Annotated in this window: 20 protein-coding genes; 10 read left to right on the top strand and 10 right to left on the bottom strand. The window is 66.1% G+C overall.

Translation table 11 applies throughout. The annotated features are described in order from the left end of the window. Nucleotides 1-73 precede the first annotated feature (73 nt). The 4 genes from ACE3TY_RS07085 to htpX all read right to left on the bottom strand — a co-directional run bounded on the left by ACE3TY_RS07085 (nt 74) and on the right by htpX (nt 6,132). A complete protein-coding gene (locus ACE3TY_RS07085) occupies nt 74-1,912 on the bottom strand; it encodes an ABC transporter ATP-binding protein (RefSeq protein WP_374652212.1) in 1,839 nt (612 codons plus the stop codon). A 548-nt stretch (nt 1,913-2,460) separates the two neighbouring features. Then, nucleotides 2,461-4,050 (bottom strand): ABC transporter substrate-binding protein, encoded by a 1,590-nt coding sequence (locus tag ACE3TY_RS07080; RefSeq protein WP_374652210.1) that lies wholly within the window; start codon nt 4,048-4,050, stop codon nt 2,461-2,463. 105 nt (nt 4,051-4,155) lie between these two features. Beyond that, entirely contained in the window at nt 4,156-5,013 is an 858-nt protein-coding gene (locus ACE3TY_RS07075; protein WP_374652208.1) for a winged helix-turn-helix transcriptional regulator, read from the bottom strand. 180 nt (nt 5,014-5,193) lie between these two features. Further along, on the bottom strand, nt 5,194-6,132 hold the full coding sequence (gene htpX / locus ACE3TY_RS07070) for a zinc metalloprotease HtpX (protein ID WP_374652206.1): 939 nt from the start codon (nt 6,130-6,132) through the stop codon (nt 5,194-5,196). A 122-nt stretch (nt 6,133-6,254) separates the two neighbouring features. Here htpX and ACE3TY_RS07065 point away from each other — a divergent pair, with 122 nt between their 5' ends. The 3 genes from ACE3TY_RS07065 (at nt 6,255) to ACE3TY_RS07055 (ending at nt 7,664) form a co-directional block, all read left to right on the top strand. Continuing rightward, nucleotides 6,255-6,425, top strand: coding sequence for a DUF1674 domain-containing protein (locus ACE3TY_RS07065; protein ID WP_374652205.1), 171 nt, complete (start codon nt 6,255-6,257; stop codon nt 6,423-6,425). A gap of 63 nt (nt 6,426-6,488) precedes the next feature. Further along, nucleotides 6,489-7,403, top strand: coding sequence for a DUF1223 domain-containing protein (locus tag ACE3TY_RS07060; RefSeq protein WP_374652203.1), 915 nt, complete (start codon nt 6,489-6,491; stop codon nt 7,401-7,403). 51 nt (nt 7,404-7,454) lie between these two features. Next, complete coding sequence (locus tag ACE3TY_RS07055; protein WP_374652201.1) at nt 7,455-7,664, top strand: DUF1653 domain-containing protein; 210 nt, start codon at nt 7,455-7,457, stop codon at nt 7,662-7,664. Nucleotides 7,665-7,791: 127 nt separating this feature from the next. Here ACE3TY_RS07055 and ACE3TY_RS07050 read toward each other — a convergent pair whose 3' ends face one another. Then, a complete protein-coding gene (locus ACE3TY_RS07050) occupies nt 7,792-8,481 on the bottom strand; it encodes an SDR family NAD(P)-dependent oxidoreductase (protein ID WP_374652199.1) in 690 nt (229 codons plus the stop codon). 153 nt (nt 8,482-8,634) lie between these two features. Between ACE3TY_RS07050 and secB the strand changes: the two genes are divergently transcribed. Continuing rightward, the gene (gene secB / locus ACE3TY_RS07045; RefSeq protein WP_374652197.1) at nt 8,635-9,150 is read left to right on the top strand and encodes a protein-export chaperone SecB; all 516 of its coding nucleotides are present in this window, start codon (nt 8,635-8,637) and stop codon (nt 9,148-9,150) included. 10 nt (nt 9,151-9,160) lie between these two features. Beyond that, nucleotides 9,161-9,766, top strand: coding sequence for a Smr/MutS family protein (locus tag ACE3TY_RS07040; protein ID WP_374652195.1), 606 nt, complete (start codon nt 9,161-9,163; stop codon nt 9,764-9,766). A 57-nt stretch (nt 9,767-9,823) separates the two neighbouring features. Here ACE3TY_RS07040 and ACE3TY_RS07035 read toward each other — a convergent pair whose 3' ends face one another. Next, nucleotides 9,824-10,600 (bottom strand): SDR family NAD(P)-dependent oxidoreductase, encoded by a 777-nt coding sequence (locus ACE3TY_RS07035; RefSeq protein WP_374652193.1) that lies wholly within the window; start codon nt 10,598-10,600, stop codon nt 9,824-9,826. Nucleotides 10,601-10,726: 126 nt separating this feature from the next. On the opposite strand from ACE3TY_RS07035, the gene pgk reads away from it, so the two are divergent. After that, a complete protein-coding gene (gene pgk / locus ACE3TY_RS07030) occupies nt 10,727-11,938 on the top strand; it encodes a phosphoglycerate kinase (protein ID WP_374652191.1) in 1,212 nt (403 codons plus the stop codon). On the opposite strand, the gene ACE3TY_RS07025 is transcribed toward pgk, so the two are convergent. Further along, the gene (locus tag ACE3TY_RS07025; protein ID WP_374652189.1) at nt 11,935-12,528 is read right to left on the bottom strand and encodes a LysE family translocator; all 594 of its coding nucleotides are present in this window, start codon (nt 12,526-12,528) and stop codon (nt 11,935-11,937) included. The genes pgk and ACE3TY_RS07025 overlap by 4 nt on opposite strands. A 259-nt stretch (nt 12,529-12,787) precedes the next feature. Here ACE3TY_RS07025 and ACE3TY_RS07020 point away from each other — a divergent pair, with 259 nt between their 5' ends. Next, nucleotides 12,788-13,819, top strand: a complete 1,032-nt coding sequence (locus ACE3TY_RS07020) for a cupin domain-containing protein (RefSeq protein ID WP_374652187.1) — start codon at nt 12,788-12,790, stop codon at nt 13,817-13,819. Here ACE3TY_RS07020 and ACE3TY_RS07015 read toward each other — a convergent pair. Then, nucleotides 13,792-14,145 carry an AzlD domain-containing protein gene (locus ACE3TY_RS07015; RefSeq protein ID WP_374652185.1) on the bottom strand — a complete coding sequence of 118 codons (354 nt, stop codon included), beginning with the start codon at nt 14,143-14,145 and terminating at the stop codon, nt 13,792-13,794. The genes ACE3TY_RS07020 and ACE3TY_RS07015 overlap by 28 nt on opposite strands. Further along, nucleotides 14,142-14,903 (bottom strand): AzlC family ABC transporter permease, encoded by a 762-nt coding sequence (locus tag ACE3TY_RS07010; RefSeq protein ID WP_374652183.1) that lies wholly within the window; start codon nt 14,901-14,903, stop codon nt 14,142-14,144. Before ACE3TY_RS07010 ends, ACE3TY_RS07015 begins: the two co-directional genes overlap by 4 nt. 112 nt (nt 14,904-15,015) lie before the next feature. Between ACE3TY_RS07010 and ACE3TY_RS07005 the strand changes: the two genes are divergently transcribed. Further along, nucleotides 15,016-15,552, top strand: coding sequence for an NUDIX domain-containing protein (locus ACE3TY_RS07005; protein ID WP_374652181.1), 537 nt, complete (start codon nt 15,016-15,018; stop codon nt 15,550-15,552). A 2-nt stretch (nt 15,553-15,554) separates the two neighbouring features. After that, a complete protein-coding gene (locus tag ACE3TY_RS07000; RefSeq protein ID WP_374652179.1) occupies nt 15,555-16,301 on the top strand; it encodes a GNAT family N-acetyltransferase in 747 nt (248 codons plus the stop codon). 83 nt (nt 16,302-16,384) lie between these two features. Here the strand turns inward: ACE3TY_RS07000 and hrpB are convergent, their stop codons facing one another. Next, entirely contained in the window at nt 16,385-18,889 is a 2,505-nt protein-coding gene (gene hrpB / locus ACE3TY_RS06995; protein WP_374652177.1) for an ATP-dependent helicase HrpB, read from the bottom strand. Between the two features lie 144 nt (nt 18,890-19,033). Between hrpB and ACE3TY_RS06990 the strand changes: the two genes are divergently transcribed. After that, entirely contained in the window at nt 19,034-19,711 is a 678-nt protein-coding gene (locus ACE3TY_RS06990; protein ID WP_374652175.1) for a response regulator, read from the top strand. Nucleotides 19,712-19,713 lie beyond the last annotated feature (2 nt).

The raw sequence follows: 19,713 nt of genomic DNA, 5'->3' as shown, positions 1-19,713 counted from the left end.
CAATGGAACCTCTTACCCTCTCCCCTCGCGGGAGAGGGTCGGGGTGAGGGGGTGGTCCGACCGGGTCAGGTCTTCACGCCGCTTCATCCTCATCGATCAGCCCCAGCACCTGGCGGTCGAAGAGGCGACGGTAGATGCCGTCTTCCTGGCCGATGAGCAATGCGTGGCTGCCTTCCTCGACCACGCGGCCCTGGTCGAAGATGATGATGCGTTCCAGCGCCCGCACGGTCGAGAGGCGGTGGGCGATGACGATGGCGGTGCGGCCTTCGATCAGGCGTTCGGTGGCCTCCTGAATCAAATGCTCCGATTCCGAATCGAGGCTCGACGTGGCTTCGTCGAGGATCAAGATCGGCGCATCGGCGAGGAACGCGCGCGCCAGGGCCACGCGCTGGCGCTCGCCGCCGGAGAGCTTCACCCCGCGCTCGCCGACCAGGGTCTGATAACCCTTGGGCAGGCGCGCGATGAAATCATGCGCGTTGGCAAGGCGTGCCGCCTGTTCGATCTCGGCCAACGTGGCCCCCGGCCGCGCATAGGCGATGTTCTCGGCGAGGGACCGGTGAAACAGGATCGGCTCCTGCTGCACCAACGCGATCTGCGACCTGAGACTCGCCTGCTGGGCGGTCGCCACATTCTGCCCGTCGATGCGAATCTCCCCGGCCTGGATATCGTAAAGCCGCTGGATGAGCTTGACGAAGGTCGTCTTGCCCGATCCCGAAAGGCCCACCAGACCCACCTTCTCGCCGGCACGGATGGTGAGCGAGAAATCCTTGTAGAGCGGATTCTGGTGCCCGCCGTAATGGAAGGTGACGCGGTCGAACGCGATCTCGCCGCGCGTGATCGCGATGGGCCTTGCCCAATAGCCGTCCTTCACGCCGAAGGGTGTTGCGTGAATCGCCACCAGCTCCTCCATATCGTTCACGCTACGCTGCAGGTCGCGGATATAGGAGCCGATATCGTAGAGATAGCCATGGATCACCAGATAGGCGGTGAGCACATAGGTGACCTCGCCCGGTGTCGCCTGGCCGTTCCACCACAGATAGATCGCCATGCCGATGATGGCGGCACGCAAGGCCAGCAGCATCAGCGATTGCAGCGTGCCGTTCATCGTGCCGCGCATCCAGGTGCGCGCGGTGCGCTTCTTCCATTTGGCGACGACGCGCGCCAGCAGCGCATCCTCGCGCGCCTCGGCGCCGAAGCTCTTGACCACCGCGTTGCAGGTAATGGCATCGGCCAAGGCACCACCCACCCGCGTGTCCCACTGGTTGGAGAGCGAGGCGGCCGGCCCCACGAACTTCACCGACAAGGTTGCGGCGACGGCGATATAGAAGACGACGCCCACCAGCACGATGACGCCCATCATCGGCCAGTGCCAGGCCAGCAGCAGGCTCGACCCCAGCAGCACGATCATGGCCGGGAACAAAGCCAGCAGCACGGTATCGTTGAGCTGGTCGAGCGCCCACATGCCGCGCGTCACCTTGCGCACGGTCGACCCGCCGAACGTGTTGGCATGCCAATCGGTGGCGAAGCGCTGCACGCGCCAGAAGCTTTCCTGCAGCAGGCGCTGCATGTTGCGCAAGGTCAGCTGTACGATGCCGGCGAAAGCGAGGAAGCGGAACGTCACCGCGACAAACCCCAGGCACATGATGCTGCCAAGCGCCACCGCCGCCTCGCGCAGGGTGTTCTCGCTCCGCGGCTGGCTCACCGCGTCGATGAGATGGCCGGCGAAAAGCGGGATGCAGATATCCATCAAGGTGGCGATCATGATGGTGCCGCCGGTCGCCAGCACGAGGGGCACCTGCCGCCGCCAATAGGTGAAGGCAAAGGCGAAGACCGCGGAGAAAGCACTGCGCTTATTGGGTTTCTTCGTTCCCGCGCCGACGTTTGGCGTCGGCACCTGGGCTATATCGGTCATGGCATTGTCGGTGAATCTGCCGATTCACCGCCTCTGATCTGTTCCGGAAGGAAAATAACGGGGAGGCGAAAGCGAGAGACGGCGCCGCAGGCGGCGACAGTCCCGATGCCAGGCCCCGAAACGGACTCGTTCCGGCTATATGAAACGCAAATGGAGAGAGATGGGCTGAGTACAGGCCGTTACTTGGCCTGTACGCCGTCGATGCGACCTAACGTTCGAGTCGCGACGGCATCAGGCCGGGGGATGTAAATGCGAGCGCGTAACGCATGCGTGCCTCCCGGCAAGTGGTGATGAGGAGAAGAACATAACCGGCTCGGCCCATTTTGGCAAGAGCCCTTGCGCGCGATGGCTGTGGCGGGGAGATGTGGTGGGACGTCTTGCAAGCGCGGTGCTGCATGAGAGTCGCATTCCCTCTCCCCTCGCGGGAGAGGGCCAGGGTGAGGGGGTGGTGAGAACGGACTCGTTGATGGACCCCCTCACCCGCTCGCATGCGCTCGCCACCCTCTCCCGCGAGGGGCGAGGGTTTTCTTCGGCATCCTGAGTGATCCTTAAGCAAACCACCAGCGTTCGAAGATGTATCCGCCGTCATGGTCGTAATTGGTGTTGAGATCGCCATGGGCGACTTTGTTGGTGTGGGCTGAGGTGAAATTGTTGAACATCAGCACGACGATGCCGCCATCGTCGTGCAGGATCTGCTGCATCTCGGCATACATGGCGGCGCGCGAGGGTTCGTCGGTTTCGGCGCGGGCCTTCAGCAGCAATTCGTTGAAGCGGTCGTTCTTCCAGAAGGTGTCGTTCCAGGCCGCCTCCGCCGCGTAGGCCGTGGTGAACATCCAATCGGCGGTCGGCCTGCCGCTCCAATAGGAGAAGCACCAGGGCTTCTTCATCCACACCGCGTCCCAATAGCCGTCATTGGCTTCCTTGATGACGTTGATGTCGATGCCGGCCTTGGCGGCGGATTCCTTCATCAGCACCGCGGCGTCGACGGCGCCGGCAAAGGCGGCGTCGGCCGCCGAAAGATCGACCTTCAAGGATGAAAGCCCCGCCTTCTTCAGATGGAACTTCGCCTTCTCCGGATCGTAGGCGAAAGCGGGCTCCGGCTGGGTCGCGTATTTGATCGACGGCGCCAGCGGATCGTCGTTGCCTGGCCGCCCATGGCCCAGCAGCACCTTCTTCACGATCTCCTCGCGGTCGATCGCCCATTTCAAGGCCAGGCGCACATCGACATTGTCGAAGGGCTTGGCGCGCACATCCATCGGCGCCACGTAATGCGAAAAGCCTGTGACGTCGGTGACCATCACGCCCGGATTGCGCTCCAGCAGGTTGAGCGTCTTCAGGTCGCACCGGTCCATGTAATCGATATCGCCGGTGAGCAGCGCATTCTGCCTTGCCGCCACATCGACGATGGCCAGCATCTCGATCTCGTCGAAATAGGGCCCGTCCTTGTGGAAATTCGGGTTGCGCTTGGCGGTGAACTTCACGCCGGGCTGGTAATTTTCCATCACGAACGGGCCGGTGCCGATGCCCGCCTTCCAATCGATCTCGCCCTCGCCCGTGGCCGGGAAGATCGGCAGGTGGTAATCGGTGGTGATGTAGGGGAAATCGGCGCTCCCGGATTTCAGCGTGAAGATGACCGTGCCGTCGCCATCGGCCTTGATGTCGGTGATGTCCTCCAGCACCGATTTCGCCGCCGATTTCGAATTCTCACCCCGGTGATAGTTATAGGTCGCCACCACGTCGGCGGCCTTGAGGCTCTTGCCGTTGTGGAATTCGATGCCTTTCCTGAGCTTGTAGACCCAGGTCTTGGCGCCGTCGGCGGCCTCGAAGCTTTCGGCAAGGTCGGGGACCGCATTGTTCTTCTGGTCGATGCCGGTGAGGCACGAGCCGATGACGAAGCCGACATCGGCCGAAAAGGCATTGGCCCAGGTCGCGGGATCGAGGCTGTCCGAAGTCTGGCCATGGCCGATGCCGGCGCGGAACTTGCCGCCCTTCTTCGGTTCGGCGCGCGCCGCCTTGGCAAACAGCGTCTCGGCCGCGCCCACGGCGACGCCGGCCGCCAGCGCCATTTGCATGAAGTCGCGCCGGCCCATGCGGCCGCGCGTCACCAGCGATTGCATCGTCTTGAGATCCATCGACATGTCCCAGGCCCCCTCGTTCTTGAAAGTGACGGTAACGACGTTACGGGGCGTTCGCGGCCCATCTCAATGTTTTTAATTCAAACGGCCGCCTGATTCCGCACCCCGTCAAATCAAAGCCGGAGCGAGGACCTTCATGCCGGGAAGATGCCGCGCCGCGATATCGCGATAGGCTTCGGTGTCGCCGGGCACGGCCAGCCACAGGACCGCATGGCGCCGGTGGCGCTTCACGGCATGGCGGGTGAGCGGCTCGACATCGTCGCCCTCGATCTGGGCGAGCGGGGCAATACCATGGTCGGCCAGTACCGAGCGGGCGATTTCGGCCATCTCCCCGGCCCCGAAAAGGACGATTCCGGCACCCTCATATTGTGTGAGATAGGCCGCAAAACTCTGCCGCAGATGCCGGTAAAGGCGCATCTGCTCGGCAAGGTACGCGCCTTGCAGCGCGCCCAACTGCGCCCGGCCCGCGGTGGTCAGCACATAGCGATAGCCGCTGCCGCGCCCTTCGGGCCGATCCAGCTTGGCCAGCCACCCGGTCTTTTCAGCGCGCGCGGTATAGGCGTTGACCACGGCCAGCGACACGTCGAGCGCCAGCGCCAGGCGCCGCTGCGACAGGAGCGGATCGGCCCGGTAGGCGGCAAGAACCCGCAGCGCCAGTTCGCGCTCCACATGCCGCTTTTCCTGGCGGATCTTGGGGAACGGATAGGCGCCCAGCAGATTGTCGCGCTGGGCCGCCGGCTTTTCCGGCACAGGCGGGTTGAGGGCGGCGAGATAGGAAAGAGCCCAGCTCCTGGCGGCTTCGAGCGTGGCCTGGCCGGTGCTTTTGACCAGCGGGCGCGCCCGGCCCGGGCGGCGGAACGCCGCCTGCCAGAAGCGGGTCGGCCGGTCGCCGCGCTTGAACAGGCGCACCGCGCGCCCGGCCAGAAAGACCGAGGCGCCGCCAGGCTTTATCGATCGGGGCTTCATTGGCCGGCCAGGTGTGTGCATGGTGTGTGCATATGAGGCACCATAACAGAAGCTTCACGAACGGCCAATGCGGCGCCGGAAACGAGGATGCCTGGAAGAAAGCGGGAACTCCGCGCCAAGGAGGCACCTTTCCGGGCGTTAGGCCGCCGAACGGCGATGTCGCGGTAAGCCGGGCGGAGGTCAGCCCCAAGGCCCGCGCCGGCGGTCGACGGCCGGGATCGACGACCGGCGCGTGGGCGCGCGCGGGGACGCGGTGGTGGCGGTGACGGGTGTCGCGCCGCCGCTTTCCATCGCCAGCAGCCGCTCGATGCGGTTGGCGACATGCGGGTGGGTCGAAAACAGGCTGTCGCCGGCGCGGCCATGCAGCGGATTGACGATGAAGAGATGGGCGGTCGCCGGATTGGCCTCCGCCATGTCGTTGTCGATCGCCTCGGCGCCCTGGCTGATCTTGTTGAGGGCGCTGGCCAGGGCGCGGGGCTGGCCGCAGATTTCGGCGCCGACGCGGTCGGCCTCGTATTCGCGGCCGCGCGAAATGGCCATCTGCACCAGCATGGCGGCGAGCGGCGCCAGCAGCATGACCACCAGACTGCCGATGGCACCCAACGGGTTGTTGCGATCGTCGCGCCCGCCCATGAGGCCCATGAACATCAGCGAATTGGCCAGCATGCCGATGGCGCCAGCCAGCACCGCCGTGATGGTCATGGTGAGCGAATCGCGGTTCTTCACATGGGCCAGTTCATGCGCCATGACGCCGGCGATCTCGTCGCGGCCCAGCATGCGCAGCAGGCCCGTTGTGGCGGCCACCGCCGCGTTTTCCGGATTGCGGCCCGTCGCAAACGCATTGGGCTGGTCATTGTCGATGATATAGACCTTCGGGCTGGGAAGGCCCGCGCGGGCGGCGAGCCCGGCCACGATCCCTTCCAGCGGATGCCCGTCGGCGGGCCGGGCGCGGTACATGCGCAGCACGATCTTGTCGGCATTCCAATAGGCGAACAGGTTCATCGCCAGCGCCACGCCGAAGGCGAAGATGACACCCGTCTGGCCGCCGATCACATAACCGACCGCCAGGAACAGGCCGGTCATCGCGGCCAGGAGCAAAGCAGTCCGCATGTAACCCATCGCAAATAACCTCGCCCGATAAACAATCTCGCCCGACAAACAGCCTTGGAGGCAAGATTGTCATGCCGCGCCTGGGAATCAAGATCTTGACGCCGCCCCGGCATGGCCTATCGTCCTGTCCCATGACAAAAAACGATGAAAAACCGGCCCAACCGGAAAAGGCGCCTGCCGATGGCGCGGAAGCGAAAAAACCGGGCGGAGCCCTGAAACCCGCCGAGTTCGGCGGCCCGGCCGGTCCGGAACCGACCCGCTATGGCGATTGGGAGCGGAACGGCCGCGTCAGCGATTTCTGAAGCCCGGCGGCGGCACGGGAAAGTGAGTGGCGGGGCAGCCGGCCCGGCCTTAAATTCGGCACCATGCTGAATCGCATCCTCCCTGCCGCGCTCCTGGCGCTTGCCCTCATCCTGCCCGCTGGCCTGGCCGCCGCGCAAAGCGGCAGCGATTTCGCGCAGCCTTTCAACAGCCCGAGCGGCCCGGCCCCCGGCGCCCCCGGTATTGGCGGCATGGCGGCGCCGGGTGAGGATGCGCCCAGCGTGCTCGCGCCAGCGCAGCCGCCGCCCCTCGAACCCAGCGTGCCGGTATTGGCGCCGGTTGCACTGGAAACGCCGCCGGCACCTATCGTCGTGGAACTCTTCACGTCGGAAGGCTGCTCATCCTGTCCGTCGGCCAACGACTATCTGCGCGAGCTTGCCAGGCGGCGCAATCTGCTGCCGCTCTCCTTCCATGTCGATTACTGGGACTATATCGGCTGGAAGGACCGCTTCGCCGACCCCGCCTTTGCCGACCGTCAGCGCGCCTATGCGGCGGCGCGCGGCAAATCCATGATGTACACGCCGCAGATGGTTGTCGCCGGCGCTCTCGAAGTCGTGGGTTCGGACCGCAAGGCGGTCGAGGGTGCGCTGAAGAAAGCCGACCGCCGCCACGCCATGTACAGCTTGAGCCTCGGCAAGGACGCCCAGGGCGGCATCCATCTGCAACTGCCCCAGGCCACCCTGTCCGTCCCGGCCAGCTTGTGGCTGGTTACCTATGTCTATGAAGGGGCAACCGATATCCAGGCCGGCGAGAATCGTGGCAGGCATATGATCACCACCAACGTCGTACGCTCCCTGCGCAAGGTGGGCCAGTGGAACGGCGCGCCGGAAGACTGGGTCATCAGCCTCACCCGCGAAGAGATCGCCGGCAAGCCCGATGCCTGCGCCATCATCGCCAACGAAGCCGAATTCGGCCCCGTGGTCGCCGCCGCCGCCTGGGACTTCAAGGATTTGTGGTGACGACGTTCCCCGCGAGGGGGGGCGGTCGATTGGGGGACATTCGCTGCCATCATGACTGATTTCCGTGCGACGCACCGCCATTACAAAGGCGGTCTCTATCAGAAACTCTTCGACGCCACGCATAGCGAGACGGAAGAGCAGCTCACCATCTATCTCACCGCGGACGGCCGCCCCTTCGCGCGCCCGAAGGCGATGTTCGACGGCTTGACCGAGGATGGAAAGCGGCGGTTCGCGCCATTGGGCGACGACCGACAAAAGTAAGCCTCTCTGGCCCACCGCCCCGGGCCCAACGTCTCTTGACGCGCAACGGCTTCGTCCGCTCGGGCTTTGCCAGGAATACGTTCGAGATCGGCGGCCCCCCTTTCAGGGCAGGGGGATTCTTCCCAAATCAGAAAGCCTCGTTCCAGGGCCGCAAGTCGATTTCGTGGGTCCAGGCACTGCGATGCTGCTTATGCACGTTGAGATACGTCTCGGCGATCGCTTGCGGCGAGAGCAGGACATCGTCGTCATTGGCCGAACGGCTGCCGCGCGTGCCGGCGATGCCGCCATCGATGATGAAATGGGCGACATGGATGCCCTTGGGGCCAAGTTCGCGCGCCATGCTTTGCGCGAGGCCACGGAGCGCGAACTTGCCCATGGCGAAGGGGGCCGAACCGGCGAAGCCCTTGATGCCGGCGGTGGCACCCGTGAAGAAGATCGAGCCCTTGGCCGCCGGCAGCATTGCCCGCGTGGCACCCTGGCCGACGAGGAATCCGGCCAGCGCATTGTTGCGCAGGGCGGCCTCCGCCTCGGCCGGGTCGATTTCGGCGATGAGGCCGCGGGCGCGGTAGCCGGCATTGAAGATGACGAGTTCCGGCACGCCGAAATCGCGCTCGGCCACGGCGAACAGGCGCTCCACGGCGGCGGCCTCCGACGCGTCGCAGGCCATGGCGCGGGCGCCCAGTTCGGCCACCAGCGGCGCCAGCTTGGCGATGTCGCGGGCGACGAGGACCAGTTTGAAACCGTCGGCCGCGGCCGCACGCGCCAGGGAAGCGGACAAGCCACTGCCGGCGCCGACGATGATCGCATAGCGGGTCATCCTGCCGATTTCCTTCGTTTGGCGTCCCCGGCACCAGATTGCGCAGCCGCCCGCCGGCCGGTCAAGCCGAGCTGTTCCAGGTTGCACTCCCCCGCCAAAGGGTGGTAGCGGAACGCCAACCATTTCGAAAGACAGGATATCAAGGAGCGTGCGATGACCGACCAGAACCCAGCCCAAGCCGGAAACGGCGCCCAGGATGCCACCGATGCGGGCCCGGCCTTGGTCGTTATGCATCAGTTCCTGAAGGACTTTTCCTTCGAGAACCCGCTGGGTGCGGAAACCCCCTCGGCGCTCAAGGAAGCCCCCACCGGCATGATCCGGGTCGATGTACGCGTGAAGCCGCTGACCCCGCCCGATATCGAAGTCACCCTGTTCATGGCGGTGGATGCCAAGATCGGCGAGCGCTCCGTCTATCTCACCGAATGCGAATATGCCGGCCTCTTCCGCCTGGGCCGCGTGCCGCAGGAGCATGTGCTGCCGCTGGTCATGATCGAGGCGCCGCGCCTGCTGTTCCCCTTCGCCCGCCAGGTCATCGCCAATGCGGTCGCTGCCGGCGGCTTCCCGCCGCTGCTCATCAACCCGGTCGATTTCGTCGCCATGTACCGCGAACGCCGCGAGGAAATGCTGAAGCAGGCCGAGGCGCAGAAGGCTGCCGGCGCCGTCAACTAAACGCGCCGACGTGGCGGGCAAGCGGCGTCTCTCCGAAGCGGAGCTTGCTTTGTGGCAGGCGGTCGCCAGCACGGTCGCGCCGCTGAAGCCCAAGCGAAAGAAGAGAAGTCCGATGAAGGGCGGCGCGGCGGCCGTGGCAGCGCCCGCCGCCCTTTCTCCACCCACCCCTTCTCCGCCTGGCAAGCGCCCCAAATCGCCCCCGAAGGGGCCGCCGCCGGTCCAGAAGCCGGCATCGTCCAAGATCGCGGCCCAGCCGCCGCTCACCCCCAATCCCGCCCCCGGCGCCATGCCGGGGATCGACAAGCGCCAGGCCGAGCGGTTCCGCCGCGGGCAGCTGCCCATCGAAGGCAAGATCGACCTCCATGGCCGCACGCAGGAGGAAGCGCATGACGCGCTGCTCGGCTTCCTGCAGCGCGCCTTCGCGCAGGAGAAGCGCAAGCTGCTGGTCATCACCGGCAAGGGCATGACCCAGTCGAAATCGGGCATCCTCAAGGCCAACGTCCCGCGCTGGCTCAACGAGCCGGTCTTCCGCCGCCTGGTGCTGGCGATCTCGCAAGCCCGCCCCGAACATGGCGGCGAAGGCGCGCTCTACGTGCTGCTGAAACGACGGAGGTAGCGACCCCCACCCAATCCTCCCCCTGAAGGGAGAGGGTCGGGGTGGGGGTTCGGGCCGCTATTTCCACTTCTGCAGTGTCGCCTCGGCGGCGGCGGTGACGAAGCGGCGGGGCAGCAGGCGCATGGCGATGCTGGCCAGGTAGTTGGTGGGGCCAACCACATGGACGCGTTCCTGGCCCAGCGCGCGCAAGGCTTCCTGCGCCACGCGTTCGGCGCCGTGCATCGTCGTCATGGTCGGATTGCCGGCGCCGGCGCGTTCGAAGAAGCGGGTATCGGTGGCGCCAGGGCACAAGGCCAGGACATCTATCGGCTCCTGCGCCAGTTCCTCGGCCAGGGCCTCGGTATAGTTCAGCAGGAAGGTCTTGCTGGCGGCATAGGTGGCAAAGAGCGGCATCGGCGCGAAGGCCGCGGTGCTCGCGACATTGACGATGCCGGCGCGCCGGCCGCTCTCATGCGCATGGCGCAGCAGCATGGGCAGGAGCCCGCGCGTGATTTCCACGGGTGCGGCGATATTGACCTGCACCATCTCCATCTCGCGCAGTTCCGAATTGTCGACGACACGGCCGAGTTGCCCGATGCCGGCATTGTTGATGACGAGATCGACGCCGGCATTTTCGGCGGCACCGATGACGGCATAGCGCCCTTCCGGATCGGTGAGGTCGGCGACGACGGTGCGCACCTGGCGGCCGTTCAAGGCCAGTTCCTGCGCCAGCGCATTCAGCCGGTCGCGGTCGCGCCCGTGCAGCAGCAACGCGGTGGCGCGCGGCAGGGCCCTGGCGAAGGCGGCGCCGATGCCGGATGAAGCGCCGGTGATGAGGGCCGAAAGATAGTCCATTTCAGTCCGACTCGGGTTGAACGAGGTTGAATCCTAAGCCAGATCCGTCCGGCTTGCCATTGCGGCCGGTCTATGGCACCTCAACCGCCAGCCGGTATGCCAGAAAGCGATAGGGAAGCTTAACCAATGCCTCAGTTCCGCACCCTCGACGACCTCAGCCTCAGCCTCAGCCTCAGCCTCAGCGGCAAGCGCGTGCTCGTGCGCTGCGACCTCAACGTTCCGATGAAGGACGGCAAGGTGACGGATGCAACGCGCATCGAGCGGTCGGCGGCGACATTGAAGGAACTGGCCGATAAGGGCGCCAGGGTCGTCATCCTCTCCCATTTCGGCCGCCCGAAGGGCAAGGTGGCGCCGGAATTCTCCTTGAAGCCCCTGGTGGGCCCCCTGGAGCGGGCTCTGGGCAGACGGGTTGCCTTTGCCGGCGACTGCATCGGCAAGGCGGCCGAGGATGTGGTGGCGGCCTTGCGGGATGGCGATGTCGCCCTCCTTGAAAATCTCCGCTTCCACGATGCCGAGGAAACCAACGACAGGGCGTTCGCCGCGGCGCTCGCCAGGCTTGGCGACATTTACGTGAACGATGCCTTCTCCTGCGCGCACCGGGCCCATGCCTCGACGGAGGGATTGGCGCATCTGCTGCCGGCCGCGGCCGGACGCCTGATGCAGGAGGAGCTGGATCATCTCTCCGCGGCGCTGGAAAAGCCGCAGCGTCCGGTGACGGCGCTGGTGGGCGGGGCCAAGGTATCGACCAAGCTCGATCTCCTCGGCAATCTGGTGACCAAGGTCGACCGGCTGGTGATCGGCGGCGGCATGGCCAACACCTTCCTGTTCGCGCAAGGGATCGAGGTCGGCAAGTCGCTGGCCGAGCGCGACCTTGCCGATACGGCGCGCGCGATCCTGGAAAAAGCCAAAACCGCCAATTGCACCATCGTGCTGCCGGTCGATGCGGTGGTGGCCGGCGAATTCAAAGCCGGTGCCGCCAGCAGCATCGTCGATGTGAAGGCCGTGCCGGCGGACCGGATGATCCTGGATGTCGGGCCGGAATCGGTGGCCGCGATCAACCGCTATCTCGATTCATCGAAGACCCTGGTCTGGAATGGACCCCTGGGTGCCTTCGAGACGCAGCCTTTCGACCAGGGCACGGTCGCCGTCGCCAAGCATGCCGCCGCCTTGTCGAAGGCGAGGAAGCTGCTCTCGGTCGCGGGCGGGGGCGATACGGTGGCCGCCCTGGCCCATGCCGGTGCGGAGGACGATTTCTCCTATATCTCGACCGCGGGCGGTGCGTTCCTGGAATGGCTCGAGGGCAAGGAACTGCCCGGCGTCACGGCGTTGAAACGCTAAAGGAACAGGGTCAGGGCGACCGACACCACCAGCGCCAGGGCGAAGAGCATGTTGATCGCGCGCGCGAGGCGCGGCGTGTGCAGATGGCGCGTGAGGCTCGACCCCAACACGACCCAGGCGATATTGACGAGGATGACGATGGCCGTCACCACGCCGCCCTTGGCCGCGGCATCGGCCCAGGGGCTTGCCGGCAGCAGCGTAAAGCCGGAGAAGAGGGCCGCCATTGCGGCATATGCCTTGGGGTTGCCGAGGCCGAGAAACACGCCTTGCCCGAGTCCGGGTGTTGCAGCGCCCGTCGCCTGGCTGGAGAGCGGCGGCGCCGTGGCGATGCGCCAGGCGAGATAGAGCATATAGAGGGCCGCCAATATCGCGACCGCCGTGCCGAGGAGAGGCTGGGCGAGCACCAGCCCCACCACGCCGCTGGCGGTGAGCGCCATCACCGCGATCACGCCGATGACGATGCCGACCATCAGCAGAAAGGCCCGGCGCAGGCCGAAGGCGGCCCCCGCCGCGGCAAGGCCCAGTGTCGCCGGCCCGGGACTGCCGGTGAGCGCCACGGCGGCGACGATGAAGCTGGCTAGATTCTCCATCGCGCCATTTCAGCAGGGATATCCATCCACGGTCTTGAACGATCCGGCGGAAACGGGGCATCCACTCCATCAGCTGCAACAGTGGATCCCCGGGTCTTCGCCCGGGGATGACGACTTATAAAATGCCACATGTAACAAAAGGCCATATGCGATTGCCCCGCGGCGGAAACGGGGCTTCGGTGTCGACGGCATTGTTGAAGGCCGGATATTCGTGGTCCAAGATCGCGCTGAAAACCGATCTTCATGGAAGGCGCGGCGCATGTCGCAGCAACACCCCACCATGCCAAGGCCGATACCGTCGGCCGTCATCCCCTGGCAGGAATTTTCGGACATTCCGCGCTTTGCCAGCCGCTATCGGCATCTGACCCGCGCCGCGCTCGGCATGGATTACCGCATCGGCGTGGCGATCGAGGAACTGGCGCCAGGCATGCAGAGCGCGCCGGCGCACTACCATATCTTCGAGGAGGAACATGTGTTCATCCTGGAAGGAGCGCTCAGCGCGCGCATCGGCGACGACCGGTATCCGATGCGGGAAGGCTCCTATGTCTGCTTTCCCGCCGGGCAGAAGGCCGGGCATTGCCTGATCAACGATAGCGGCGCCACCTGCCGCTATGTCGTTGTGGGCGAGCGCAATCCGAACGAGGTTTGCATCTATCCGGATTCCAACAAGGTGATGGTGCGTGCGCTGGGGCAGAACCGGATTCTCGATCTTGGCGCGTCGCGCGGCTATTGGGACGGAGAAGATACCGGCCTGCCGCCGGGCGTGACGCCGCCATCGCATGCGCCGGCCACGGCACCGGCGGCAGCGGTGAAACCATATCCGCCGATATCGGCGCATGATGTCGCGTTCGACGATATGCATATCGATTCGCGCTTCGGCGGCAGCGCCAAGCACCTGACCCATGCCGCCGTCGGCGCCAATTACCGGGTCGGCATGCTGATCGAGGCACCGGCACCCGGGCAGCGTCTGGCGCCCTTGCACTATCATATGGTCGAGGAGGAGCATGCGCTGATCCTGGAAGGAGAGGTGCGGCTGTTCCTGGGCGATGAGAGCTTCGACATGAAGCCCGGCGATTATGCCTGCTTTCCCGCCGGGCAGAAGGTCGGCCATGCCTTCATGAACAGCGGCACCGGCCCGTGCCGCTATCTGATGATCGGCGCGCGCGATCCCAATGATGTCTGCGTCTACCCGCAATCGAACAAGATGGCCGTCAACGCCTTGCGCAGCGAGGATTGCGTCTTCGATATGGCGGCTTTGCGCGGCTATTGGGATGGGGAGAAGGCGGGCTGATCCTGGAACAGTGCCGTCATCGCCATCAGGAAGGCGGCGCCGGCGGCGACGCCCAGTGGAATCGAGCGGCGGCGTAGAAAATAGACCAGCAATGCCACACCGGCCGCACCCAGGCGCATCCAGAGCGCCGTTTCGCCGAGCGAACCTTGCGGCGCCACGATGAGCCGCGCGATGAGGCCGGCCAGCAGCGCATAGGCAACGCAGGCGGTCCAGCGCATCAGCGCCGAATTGGGATCGATCCTTCCGGAAAGGGCGACACCGGCCGCGCGCCAGGCATAGGTGACGAGGGCGCCCACGAGGATGAACCACCAGGCCGACAGGTTCATGGCCGCCACCGCTGGATGAAGGCGAAAGCCACGCTGCCGCCGATGAGCCCGGTGGCGAGCAGCCCCCAATCGGGGCTGACGAGGTGAAAGAGCGGCCCCAGGGCGGCACCCAGGATAAGGGCCAGGCCGCGTTCCTTGCGCATCAGATCGGCGGTGAAGAGCAGCATGAAGTAGAGCGGGTTGAGGAAGACGAGGCCCAGCGTCACCGGCGCTGGAAGAACGCCCACCAGAAAGAAGCCGAGCGCTGTCGCAGAGACGGTGGCCGACCAGATGACGGTGGTGAAGCCCAGGAAGAAAGGCAGGCGCTGTCCGGGCGGCATATCGGGTGCGCGCTGCATGGCGACGGCCCAGCCGGTCAGCGCGATGAAATGCGCGCTCAGATAATGAATGAGGCGCGGATTCGCCCCGCCCTCGCCCTGGCGCAGGATGGGCAGCAAGGTCACCACCATGGGCAGCAGGCGCGCATTGGCGAGGCCCACGGCGATGGCGGCGGCCAGGATCGAGCCGCCCACGGCGAAAATCTCGATGAGGGCGATCTGGCCCGGCAACGCCCAGCCCGTGGTGGTCGAAGCGAGGCCCTGGATCAGGGTAAGGCCGGATTGATGGACGAAGGCGCCGAATCCCACATAGCTTGCCCCCAGGACCAGGGCGGGTACACCGATGGCCGCGCGCATGCCGGCCGCGCGCGCCTTTTCGGGCGAGCCGAAATCGGTGCTCCAATCGGTCGCATCTTGCGTGTCGGGGGAAGCGGGCTGCATGAAGCCGCAACATAAGCGAGGAAAGCTTGCGGCGTCATCCGCCTTCCGCCACAGTCGAGCCATGACGAAATTGCAGACTGCGAAATTGCAGACTGTGAAATTGCAGGCGATCATGCCCGACGCGAAAGAGCCCAAATTCGAACATCGCGTGCCGGAAGGCGACAACCGCCTGCGCCAGGTCTGTGCCGATTGCGGCTTCGTCGCCTACGAAAATCCCAAGGTGGTGGTGGGTGCGGTGGTGACCTTAGGCGAGCGAATCCTGCTGTGCCGGCGCGCCATCAATCCGCGCCGGGGCTTCTGGACGCTGCCCGCGGGCTTCATGGAACTGCATGAGAGCGCCGAGATCGGCGCCGCCCGTGAAGCCTGGGAAGAGGCCAATGCCAGGATCGAGATCGTATCGCTGCTGGCGGCCTATACCATCCCGCGCCTCTCCCAGGTCCAGCTGATCTACCGTGCGCACCTGGTCGATCCCGCCATCAGCGCGGGACCTGAGAGTCTGGAAGTGGGCCTCTTCGACTATGCGGACATCCCGTGGGAGGATCTTGCCTTTCCATCCGTGCGCTGGGCGCTGACGCAGTTCCACAGCGTCCGGCACCTGGTGCATTTTCCCGCCTTCGGCAATCCGCCGGGCGAGACGGGAGACCATTGAACGTGGATGCCGACGAATTTTGCTGGCGCGTCGAGCGCGTCTGCCATCTTGCCTGGCCGTCGCTGAACGAAAAGGTCCATGGCGATTGGGTGTTCCGCTTTTCGGACGGATTGAGCCGACGCGGCAATTCGGCCAATCCGCTGCGCATGACGCATGACATCGCGCCGATGCTGATGGAGGCCGAGGCCGCCTACCCACGCGCCGGCCTGCCCACCATCGTGCGGGTGCCGTCGATGCTGCCGGCGGAAGTGGAAACCGCGTTGCACGACCGCGGCTACCGGGCGGAAGGCGAGACGCTGACCCTCTATTGCGATCTGCCAGCAACGCCGATGCGGCGCGATCCGGACGTGACGGTTCTGGCACGGCCGGATGAGGCTTGGCTTGCGCGCATGTGGGAAATGAAGGATCTCAAGAAGCAAGAATGCCGGACCTACCGTGCCATCGTCGGCGCACTGGAAATCCCGGTTGCGTTCATGGCCCTCAATATCAGCGGCGAAATGGTGGCGATGGGCTATGCCGCCCTGCACGATTGTCTGCTCTGCGTCGAATCCCTCATCACCGCACCGCACCAGCGCGGCCGCGGGTTTGCCGGCCGTCTGGTCGGTGCGATGCTGGCCTGGGGCATCGAACACGGCGCCGCCGGCGCCTGCCTGCAGGTCGCGGCCGACAACGAAATCGCACTGAAGCTCTATCGCGGCATGGGGTTGCAGCGCGAATTGTACCGGTATCGTTATTGGCGGGCGGAATAGGCGCGCACTGGCGAGAGTCTTCGCTGCCGCCCCCCACCCAACCCTCCACCCTGAAGGTGGGAGGGTTGGGTGGGGGCGGTTGGCTATCGCGGCCTTGGTTTCGCCCGTGCCGTCGGTTCGGCCACCAGCGGATCGTCCGGCCAGTAATGCTTGGGATACTGTCCTTTGAGATCGGCCTTCACGGCCTTGTAGGCGCCCGCCCAGAAGCTGGCGAGATCCTGCGTCACCTGGACCGGGCGGCGCGCCGGCGAGAGGAGATGGAGGAGCACGGTGGCGCGGCCGCCGGCGATGCGCGGCGTCTGCGTGGCGCCGAACATCTCCTGGAGCCGCACGGCAAGGACCGGCTGGTCGCCGCTGTCATAGTCGAGCGGCACACGCGAGCCGGAGGGAACGTCGAGATGCGTCGGCGCCATCTGGTCCAGCGCCTGGCGCCGTTGCCAGTCGAGACTGTCCATCAGGGCGGCATGAAGATCGATGCGGTCGAGATGCGCGCGGCGCGAGACATTGTCGAGATGGGGTGCCAGCCAGTCCGAAAGGCTGGCGAGCAGCGCCTCGTCCGACCAGTCGGGCCAATTTCCATCGGCCAGCACGCGGCGCAGGAATGCAACGCGCGCGCGGAGCGTCTTCGTGGCGGCGTTCCAGGGCAGGACGCCGAGGCCCATCTGCCGGATTCCTTCCAGCATCGCCGCACGCACTCGTTCCGCATCCGGTTTCGGCAGCGGCTTTTCCTCCAGCACCAGGGCGAGCAGGCGGCGTTCGCGCTTGGCCTCGACGATTTCTTCGCGCGCATTCCAGGCGACGGTTTCGGAATTGGTGATAAGGTCGGCAAAATCCGCCTCGATCTCGCCAAGGGCGATGGGGGCGGCAAGATAGATGCGGGCCGATTTCCGCCCGGCATCCAGTGTCGCCACGGCGAGGAAAGGTTCGCGTGAAAGCGGATCCTCGCGATTGAGTTCCGCGCCACGGCCGGAGGCAAGACGATACTGGCCCATGCCCGATTTATCGGAACCGCCGCGCTGCTGCGCCAGCCGGTCGGGATAAGCGAGGGCGACGATGCTGCCGGCCTGCGCGCGGCTGCCGTCGCGGTCCGAGCCGATGCCCAGTTGGCGGCGCCAATCCTTGGCCGCCTGCTGGATGCGGGAGCGTGCCACCCGGTCGCCGCCGCCGGCGTGCAGCATTTCAAGGCGCTGGCCCAGATCGGCGCTGCGTCCGGTTCCGGCTCCGATTCCGGCGATGAGGTCACGCTCGCTCAAGATCGCGGCGATGTCGCAGGCGAGTGCACCGAGGCTGCGCGCCTTGGCCACCAGCAGCATGTGGGAGAGACGCGGATGCAAGCCCAGTTCCGCCATCGCCCGGCCGTGCGCCGTGATGCGGCGCGCGGGATCGAGGGCGCCCAGCTCGCGCAGCAATTCGCGCGCCTGTGCCAGCGCCGCGGCCGGCGGCGGATCGAGCAGCGCCAGTGCCGCCGGATCTTCGACGCCCCAGGCGGCAAGCTCCAGCGCCAGGGGGGCGAGGTCGATCTCGAGGATTTCGGGTGCCGGCTGCTGCGGCAGGGCCCGCTCGCTGTTGACGCTCCACAGGCGATAGCAGGTGCCAGGCCCCGTGCGCCCGGCGCGGCCGCGGCGCTGGTCGGCATTGGCCAGCGACACTTTCGTAGTGACGAGCCGCGTCATGGCCGTGGCCGGATCGAACCGCGCCACGCGGCGCAGGCCGCTGTCGATGACGATGCGGATGCCGGCGATGGTGAGCGAGCTTTCGGCGATGCCGGTGGCGAGCACGATCTTGCGCCTTCCTTCCTTGTCCGGCTGGATGGCGCGGTCCTGTTCGGACAAGGGCAGGTCGCCGTGAAGCGGCAGTACCAGCGCATCCACGCCGCCCAGTTCGCGCTCGGTACGGCGGATTTCGGCAAGGCCGGGAAGGAAGGCCAGGATATCGCCCCCTTCCACCTTGAGCGCGCGGCGGATGGCAGCGGCCATCTGCTTCTCGATCCAGCTGCTGTCGTCGCCCAGGTGATGCGTTGCCACCGGAAAGGCGCGGCCCTCGCTGGTCAGCCGCCTTGCACCCGGCAGGAGGCGCGCGATGGCAGCCCCGTCGAGTGTCGCCGACATGACGAGGAGCCGGAGATCCGGGCGCAGGCTCGCCTGCGCCTCCAAAGCGAAGGCCAGGGCGAGGTCGGCATCGAGGCTGCGTTCGTGGAACTCGTCGAAGACCAGCGCCGCGACCCCGCCAAGATCCGGATCGCTTTGCAGCTGGCGCAGGAAGAGGCCGGTGGTGACGCATTCGATCCGGGTCTTCGGCCCGATCCTGCGGTCGAGACGCACGCGGTAGCCCACCGTCTCGCCCACCGTCTCGCCCAGATGCGCCGCGAGGCGCGCGGCCGCACCCCGCGCGGCCAGGCGCCTGGGTTCCAGCAGGACGATCTTGCCATCGCCGCGCCATGGCGCATCCAGCAGGGCCAGCGGAACCTGGGTGGTCTTGCCGGCGCCAGGCGGGGCTTCCAGGACCAGATTGGACGCCGAATCGAGAACGGCGCCGATCTGGGGCAGCAGCGGGGCAATGGGAAGATCCGGGTCGAATTTCGCAATCATCCTTGCTGCATAGCACCTAAGTCCCGACGCTGGCACGAAAATTTCCGACGCAGGCACCCCGCCAGCCTTGTCAGGTTCCTGTCAGCGCACCAGATTAGGGTTCGCGCGGCCGCCAGAAGGCCAATTCCTGCCGAAAGCCGAACCATGCGCCTGCTGCTCATCGAAGATAACGACCGCCTGTCCGAATTCCTGGAAAAGGGCCTTGGCGATGCCGGTTTTGCCGTGGACCGCGCCGGCACCTTCACGGAAGCGGCGGCGGCCTTCGGCGCAAGCCGGTTCGATGCGGTGATCCTGGATCTGGGCCTGCCGGATGGCGACGGGCTGACGCTGCTCAAGGAACGAAGGACGGCGGGCGACCGCACGCCGGTCCTGATCCTGACCGCCCGCGACGGGCTCTCGGACCGGGTCGGCGGCCTCAATGCGGGAGCCGACGATTACCTCGCCAAGCCCTTCGCGATGGAGGAGCTGGTGGCCCGGGTGAAGGCATTGCTGCGCCGCCCCGGCGCCGCCCTGGGCGTGCAGCTGACCTTGGGCAATATCTGCCTGGATACGGCCGGGCCCAGCTTCCTGATCGAAGGCCGTACCGCGACCCTGACGCGGCGCGAACTGGCGCTGATGGAGATCCTGCTGCGCCGCCCGGGCAAGGTGGTGAGCCGCGGCGCCATCGAGGAGGGACTTTACAGTTTCAGCGACGAGGTCGGTTCCAACGCGCTCGAAGTGCTGGTCTCGCGCCTCCGCAAGAAGCTGGGATCGCTGGGCGCCGACATCAACCTGCATACCGTGCGCGGCGTCGGCTATATGGTGATGGACCAGGCCGGTTAGAA

The sequence above is a fragment of the Dongia sp. genome (assembly GCF_041918875.1).
Taxonomy (GTDB): Bacteria; Pseudomonadota; Alphaproteobacteria; order Dongiales; family Dongiaceae; genus Dongia.
The sequence above is the reverse complement of the archived record's forward strand: the minus strand, read 5'-3'. Positions and strand labels throughout refer to the sequence as shown.